Here is a 6,194-nt window from a genome sequence, read left to right as displayed (position 1 = left end):
CACTCGAACCACCGAAACCCGCCAGCACACCCAGCCATCTCCCCCACTCGAACCACCGAAACCCGCCAGCACACCCAGCCATCTCCCCCACTCGAACCACCGAAACCCGCCAGCACACCCAGCCATCTCCCCCACTCGAAACCACCACCAGAACCGAAACCCACCAGCACACCCAGCCACCGGCCCCACCCAAACCACCCCCCGAACGGGGCCCAGCGGGCAGACCCCAGCCACCCACCCAGACCCCCGCCCCACCCCGATCCACCGCCAAGAACACGGCGAAGACCCCGATGTCAAGGCATCTTTCCCGCCTTGACATCGGGGTCTTCGCCGTAGTCACAATGAAAACCGGGGTGGGCACCCCGTCCCGCCACTCACCCGGCCACCGCACCGACTCGCACACTCACCGCTTCCAGCGCATACTCCCCCAGCCGATCCGCCAGATCCCGCAGCGATTCCGGCTCCCCGTCCCCGGGCACGCGCAACGCCAGCGCATCCCCGTCCGGCATCGCCTCGGGGAGCACCCTGGCGGCCTCCGCGCGTTCCGCGGTGGTGCCGAACCGCAGCCGGACGTGGGGACGGAGCTGCCCGGGCGGTCCCTGGGCCACCAGGCGGCCGCGGTCGAGCACCGCGATCCGGTCGGCGAGCCGCTCGAAGCGCCGGGAGGTGAGGAAAACGGTCACGCCCCCCGCCGCCAGGTCGCGGACGACCGCCCGGTCCGGCTCGTCCAGGAAGACGATCCGCGGCTCGCCGTCGAGCATCACCGGCTCCGCGGCGGTGAACCGGGCGGTCGCCGCGCGCACCCGTTCCGGCTCGGCCTCGGGATCGAACCCGGCGACGCGCACCGTGCCGCCGTCGGCCGCCACCGCGGCGGTGAGGATGTCCACCGTGGTCGTCCGCCCGGGACCGAGCAGGGCGAAGACCGTGCCGCCGGGGACGTCGAAATCGACGCCGTCGAGCACGAGCCGGTTCGGCCCGGACTTCCGCAGCTCCGAGACCGCGATCGCTGAACCCGTCATGCGACCACGGTCGGCAGCCGGGCTGTCACCCCTCTGACACGCCCCTGACACCGCCCACCGGCGATATTCCCGCGGCCCCCGGGTAGCCCCCGCGCATGAACGACGAGGACGTGCCGCGGGAGTTCGACGACAACGTCAACATGACGGCCAAGGAACTGTCCGACTGGCTCGAGACCGACGAATCGAAGCAGGCCGGTCAGCACGACGACGGCGGGGAGTCGACCGGCCACCGGTCGGGCAGGCGCATCGTCGACCTGCTCAAGAAGAAAAGGGGCGACCTGACCGGCGACGACCAGGACCACATGCGCAAGGTGGTCGGCTACATCCACCGGCACCTCGCGCAACGCCCGTCCGGCGACGTGCGCGACACGAAGTGGCGGTACTCCCTGATGAACTGGGGCCACGACCCGCTGAAGTGATCAGCTCGGCCGAGCGGACCCGGCCACCTCCAGGATCCGCGCGGTGACGAGTTCGGGCCGCTGCAAGGACAGGGCGTGGGTCGTGCCGGGCACCACCTCGGTGTGGATGGGTGCGTCGAGCGCGTCGAGGCGGGCGGCCAGGCGGCGCGCCGGGTGGATGTTGCTGCGCTCCGCGAGCACGATCCGGGTGGGCACGGTCAGCGCACGCAGCTCGTCATCGGTGAAGACGTGCTGCGCGAGCAGGTGCGGCCGGTACCGCAGACCGCGGAAGAGCAGCGGCCGCAGGGTGTGGCGCACGCTCGGATCTCCCGCGGCGAACCGGCGGAGGACCGCCTGCGGCATCAGCCAGCGCAGCATCTCGGCCAGGCTCCACAGGATGAACCCCGAGCCGACGACGGCGAACCCGGCCGGCTCGATCCCGGTGACGCTGGCGATCCGCTCGGGCGAGCGCGTGGCGAGGTTCAGCGCGAGCCCGCCGCCTCGGGACACCCCCGCGAGGTGGACCCGGTCGTGGCCGAGGCCGGTGAGCACGTCCCGGAGCCAGCGGGCGCAGTCCTCGGTGGACCGGAGCGGCTCGGTCTGCGTCGAGCGCCCGGGTTCGCCGATCGTGTCGACGGCGTAGACCGTGTGCCGCGCGGCCAGGTCCGCCAGGTGCGGGTACCACGAGAGCGACGTGCCCATGATCCCGTGCAACAACACGATCGGCACGCCCGGCGCGGTGCCGCTGCGGCGCACGCGGGTCGGGCCGAACGCGGTGTCGACGTCCAGTTCCTCGGCGGGCACGGGCCACGCCCGCAGCACCTCGTCGTAAGCGGCGAAGAAGCGGTCCTGCGCTTCCCGGCTGGCGAACTTCCCGATCATCGCTACCCCCGGCTCTTTGGTTGTTCATCTGAACAATAACAGGCCGTGTGGCACAGTGGCGCGGTGCCGAAACGGGTCGACCACCAGCAGCGGAAACGTGAGATCGCGGAAGCGCTCTACCGGATCGCCGCCACGCAGGGGCTCCAGGCGGTGACGTTGCGGGCGGTGGCCGCGGAGGCGGGCATGTGGGCGAACCAGGTGCAGTACTACTTCACCACCAAGGAGGAGATGCTGCGCTTCGCCTGGCACCGGATCACCGAGCTGAGCGCCGAGCGCGCCGGGACCCACGTCGCCCGCGCGCTGGAAACCGGGGACCAGCGTGAGATCGTCCGGGCCCACCTGCTCGGCGTGCTGCCGTCGGACGAACGCAGCCGGATGCTGTGCGCGGTGCAGATCGCCTACTTCGCGGTGGACGTCACCCGCGGCGGCCCGTCCCCCGGCCAGGAAGCGATGCTGCCCCACCTGGTCCGGGCGCTGACCGAGCACCTGCGGCGGGCCCAGCAGGAACGGCGGGTCCCCGGCCACCTCGATCCCGGCCTGGAAGCCGATGCGCTCGCCACCATGACCGCCGGGCTGCTGACCGGGATCCTGGTCGGCGCCTACGACGCGCCGAGGGCGACGGCCGTCCTCGACTACCGCCTGGACCAGCTGTTCGCCGGACCGGCCGGCCGGATCAGCTGCCGTCCAGCGAGGTGACCGGTTCGGCGAAGGAGCGCAGCGTGGCCTCGAACGTGCCCTGTTCGTGCGCTTCGACGAGCCGGGCGGCGAGGTCGCGGAGCTTGCTGTTGTGCTGCTGCGACCAGCCGCGCAGCAGGTCGAAGGTTTCATCGGCACTGATGTCGTAGTGGCTCATCAGCAGCCCCTGCGCGCGGCCGATGGTGGTGCGGTTCTCCAGCGCGGTCTGCAGCTGGCCGACCAGCGACGCGCTCTGGTGGTAGACGCTGACGTTGTCGAAGGTGGTGCCCGCGTGCAGGGTGAACATCAGGACCACGTCGTGCGTGGACGCGTCGAACTGGTCCGGGTTGCGTGAGTACAGGCTGAACGCGGCGGCCTGGGTGCGCCGGGCCGGGAGCGGCAGCACCAGGCTGCTGCGCAGGCCCGCCCCGCGCAGCAGGGCGCTGTAGGCGGGCCAGCGGTGGTCGCGGCGGGTGTCGGGCAGGTAGCGGGGTTCGCGGTGTTCGAGCACCTCGCCGACCGGCCCGACCGCGATGGTCGGGCGGTTGGCCCGCTCGGTGACCGCGGCGGGCAGGTTGCTGGCCACCGCCTCGGGTCCGTGCGGGGTGCGGACGGTGATCGCCGCGTGGTCGCAGCCGGGCACGCTGGCCACCACCCGGTCGACGTACCGGCCGAGGGCGCTGTCGAGGTCGTCGTCGTCGACCAGCCGGGAGACCTCGGCCAGTTCACGCGCCACGGTGAGGACCTGATCGGACATGGGGCCGGCCTCTTTCGCTGGTCTGGACACGCCGGCCGGCCCGCGGCCAGTGCCGCCTGCCGACCGGCGCCGACCCTACTCGGTCCGCTTGCGGTCCGGCTCCACCACTCGGCCCGCTGAGCCGTCCGGCCCAGCCGTGCCCACCGGACGGCGGCCCCGGTCAGTCGCCGGAGCGCGGCCGCTCCGGTTCGTCCGGTTCGTCCGTGTCGGGCTTCTCCGCCCCGTCGGGCTTCTCGGAGGTGTCCGGCTCCTGGGGCGCGTCCGGTTGCTCGGAGGAGTCCGGCTGCTCGGGGGCGTTGTCCTGATCCCCTTCGACGCCGAACCCGGGACTGGTCTCCGGCGCGCCCCTACCGGGGTCGGCCGCCGCGATCGATTGCTCGCCCGAGTGCGCCCCGGGCCCGAAAGGCGTTGCTGTCATGGCCGCCGGATACCCAGCGGCCCGGCGGCAACACCCGCGTGCCGGTGAGCCGGGCCATACTGGGCCTCGTGGGCGAGCGCCGGCACGCGGACGTCGTGGTGGTCCCGGACGTCGTGGGCATGACGGTGGACGCCGCGCGGCGGGTCGCCTCCGCGGCCGGGGTGGCACTGGCGCAGCCGGACCAGGACGGCCCGCCCCTGGCCGCCCTCACCTGGCCCGGCGTGTGGGTGATCACGGAGCAGCACCCGCCACCGGGCAGCCGGGTGTACCGCTGGGACAGCGTGCGGGTCCGGTTCCGCGGCACCGGCGGCACGGCCGGGGTGCGAGAACCCCGCCGTCCCCCGCCACAGCCGGATTCGCGTGGCCCGGGAGCAGATCCGGCCGGTGACCGGGCACCAGCCGAGCACTTGACACCGCACCCGGCGGGCGTCACCGTGTTTGGGAGCGCTCCCATAACCACCCGGAAGGAGCCCCATGCGCAACACCATCAAGGCCCTCCTCGCCGCCGGTCTCCTCGCCGCCGGCACGATCGTCGCGGCCGCGGGCACGGCCACCGCCGACGTGACGATCTGCGAGCAGTACGGGTCCACCACGATCCAGAACCGCTACGTGGTCCAGAACAACCGCTGGGGATCGTCGGCGACCCAGTGCATCAACGTCACCTCGAACGGGTTCCAGCTCACCAGCCAGCAGGGCTCCGCCCCGACCAACGGCGCACCGCTGTCCTACCCGTCGGTCTTCCTCGGCTGCCACTACAGCAACTGCTCCCCCGGCTCCACCCTCCCGATGCAGGTCAGCCGGATCCGCTCGGCCACCTCGTCGATCAACTACCGGTACGCGGGCGGCACCTACAACGCCTCCTACGACATCTGGCTCGACCCGACCCCGAAGACCAACGGGGTCAACCAGATGGAGATCATGATCTGGTTCAACCGCCAGGGCCAGATCCAGCCGATCGGCAACCCCGTGGGCACCACCACGATCGGCGGCCGCAGCTGGGAGGTCTGGCGCGGCAGCAACGGCGCCAACAACGTCATCTCCTACGTGGCGCCGTCCGCGATCAGTTCGTGGTCGTTCAACGTGCAGGACTTCATCAACGACACCATCGCGCGGGGTGCCATCACCAGTTCCTGGTACCTGACCAGCATCCAGGCCGGTTTCGAACCCTGGAACGGCGGCGTCGGACTGGCGGTGGACAACTTCTCGGCGTCGGTCACCAGCTGACCGCGGCACACCGGCACCACCCGCCGGCCGGGTAGCCACGCCGGCGGGTGACCGTCCTCATTCGAAGAAGCCGGCCTCCGCCCACCCCTTGTGGTGCGGCCAGCCGCGCGGCGTGCGCGGAACCGGCGGCGCCCCGGTGCACGGCTCGCCGGACGACCGCCACCTCTCCGTGCGCCCGGCGACGATTCGCCACACCCCGCAGGCACACACCTGGTGCCGCGTGCGGCCCGCCTGGTTGCGGTGGCGGGCCACGGTCCGCCAGGAGTGCGAACCCGCCGTCCGTCCGGGTGGTGGCCTCACCGATCCACCATGGTGTCACGGCCTGGTGCAGGTCAACCCTTACGGCGTGGCCGACGACCGGCCGCGCGGGGTCAATCCCAGGGCACGGTGGCCTGGAGCACCGCCTCGGTCAGCGCGGTGGTGCGCAGGCGGGTCACCTCCTGGTACTCGGGGTCGGCGACCATCCGGCTGAACGCGGCCCGGTCCGGGTAGCGCACGACGGCCACCGCGTCCCAGCTCTGCCCGTCCTCGGCCACCAGCGCGGTGGAACCGGAGCCCGCGTACAGGATCTCGCCGCCGTACCGGGGCAGGAAGGTCTCCTGGAGGTGGCGCGCGTACTCCTGGTACGACGCGTACCCGCCGTCGGCGAACCGCAGCAGGTTCAGCATGACCACCGGCCCGCCGGGGTCCTCGGCGAGCAGTCGTTTCAGATCGGCACCACGGGGATCGATCGCCATGGCGCCATCATGACCGGCACCACGCGGGGTTTGCGATCCGGGGCGAGTGGGTTACCCGGTGATCCGTGCGCGGCTGTCCGCCGC

The 6,194-nt window shown here is 72.1% G+C and carries 8 protein-coding genes and 1 pseudogene; 4 read left to right on the top strand and 5 right to left on the bottom strand.

Going from position 1 to position 6,194, the window contains the following annotated elements:
* Positions 1 to 374 precede the first annotated feature (374 nt).
* On the bottom strand, positions 375 to 1,019 hold the full coding sequence (locus AC07EG_RS11890) for an ATP-binding cassette domain-containing protein (RefSeq protein WP_478253035.1): 645 nt from the start codon (positions 1,017 to 1,019) through the stop codon (positions 375 to 377).
* Between the two features lie 95 nt (positions 1,020 to 1,114).
* Between AC07EG_RS11890 and AC07EG_RS11885 the strand changes: the two genes are divergently transcribed.
* A complete protein-coding gene (locus AC07EG_RS11885; RefSeq protein WP_478253034.1) occupies positions 1,115 to 1,438 on the top strand; it encodes a DUF3140 domain-containing protein in 324 nt (107 codons plus the stop codon).
* Here the strand turns inward: AC07EG_RS11885 and AC07EG_RS11880 are convergent, their stop codons facing one another.
* Positions 1,439 to 2,299 carry an alpha/beta fold hydrolase gene (locus AC07EG_RS11880; protein ID WP_478253033.1) on the bottom strand — a complete coding sequence of 287 codons (861 nt, stop codon included), beginning with the start codon at positions 2,297 to 2,299 and terminating at the stop codon, positions 1,439 to 1,441.
* A gap of 63 nt (positions 2,300 to 2,362) precedes the next feature.
* Here AC07EG_RS11880 and AC07EG_RS11875 point away from each other — a divergent pair, with 63 nt between their 5' ends.
* A complete protein-coding gene (locus tag AC07EG_RS11875; RefSeq protein WP_478253032.1) occupies positions 2,363 to 2,995 on the top strand; it encodes a TetR/AcrR family transcriptional regulator in 633 nt (210 codons plus the stop codon).
* Here the strand turns inward: AC07EG_RS11875 and AC07EG_RS11870 are convergent.
* Positions 2,973 to 3,731, bottom strand: a complete 759-nt coding sequence (locus AC07EG_RS11870; protein WP_478253031.1) for a GAF and ANTAR domain-containing protein — start codon at positions 3,729 to 3,731, stop codon at positions 2,973 to 2,975. The two genes, AC07EG_RS11875 and AC07EG_RS11870, sit on opposite strands and share 23 nt — an antisense overlap.
* 160 nt (positions 3,732 to 3,891) lie before the next feature.
* The gene (locus AC07EG_RS11865) at positions 3,892 to 4,149 is read right to left on the bottom strand and encodes a hypothetical protein (protein WP_478253030.1); all 258 of its coding nucleotides are present in this window, start codon (positions 4,147 to 4,149) and stop codon (positions 3,892 to 3,894) included.
* A 38-nt stretch (positions 4,150 to 4,187) separates the two neighbouring features.
* Here AC07EG_RS11865 and AC07EG_RS11860 point away from each other — a divergent pair.
* Positions 4,188 to 4,427, top strand: a pseudogene (locus AC07EG_RS11860) (PASTA domain-containing protein); the annotation flags it as partial.
* A gap of 196 nt (positions 4,428 to 4,623) precedes the next feature.
* On the top strand, positions 4,624 to 5,373 hold the full coding sequence (locus tag AC07EG_RS11855; protein ID WP_478253029.1) for a GH12 family glycosyl hydrolase domain-containing protein: 750 nt from the start codon (positions 4,624 to 4,626) through the stop codon (positions 5,371 to 5,373).
* Between the two features lie 371 nt (positions 5,374 to 5,744).
* Here AC07EG_RS11855 and AC07EG_RS11850 read toward each other — a convergent pair whose 3' ends face one another.
* Positions 5,745 to 6,110, bottom strand: a complete 366-nt coding sequence (locus tag AC07EG_RS11850) for a DUF1330 domain-containing protein (RefSeq protein WP_478253028.1) — start codon at positions 6,108 to 6,110, stop codon at positions 5,745 to 5,747.
* Between the last annotated feature and the right edge of the window lie 84 nt (positions 6,111 to 6,194).

It is taken from the genome of Amycolatopsis sp. NPDC045836 (assembly GCF_056431745.1).
The sequence above is the reverse complement of the archived record's forward strand: the minus strand, read 5'-3'. Positions and strand labels throughout refer to the sequence as shown.

Excerpts from the sequence above, each read along its gene's own strand:
- AC07EG_RS11850 (WP_478253028.1), bottom strand. The coding sequence starts at position 6,110 with ATGGCGATCGATCCCCGTGGTGCCGATCTGAAACGACTGCTCGCCGAG.
- AC07EG_RS11870 (WP_478253031.1), bottom strand. The coding sequence starts at position 3,731 with ATGTCCGATCAGGTCCTCACCGTGGCGCGTGAACTGGCCGAGGTCTCC.
- AC07EG_RS11855 (WP_478253029.1), top strand. The coding sequence starts at position 4,624 with ATGCGCAACACCATCAAGGCCCTCCTCGCCGCCGGTCTCCTCGCCGCC.
- AC07EG_RS11880 (WP_478253033.1), bottom strand. The coding sequence starts at position 2,299 with ATGATCGGGAAGTTCGCCAGCCGGGAAGCGCAGGACCGCTTCTTCGCC.
- AC07EG_RS11890 (WP_478253035.1), bottom strand. The coding sequence starts at position 1,019 with ATGACGGGTTCAGCGATCGCGGTCTCGGAGCTGCGGAAGTCCGGGCCG.
- AC07EG_RS11865 (WP_478253030.1), bottom strand. The coding sequence starts at position 4,149 with ATGACAGCAACGCCTTTCGGGCCCGGGGCGCACTCGGGCGAGCAATCG.
- AC07EG_RS11885 (WP_478253034.1), top strand. The coding sequence starts at position 1,115 with ATGAACGACGAGGACGTGCCGCGGGAGTTCGACGACAACGTCAACATG.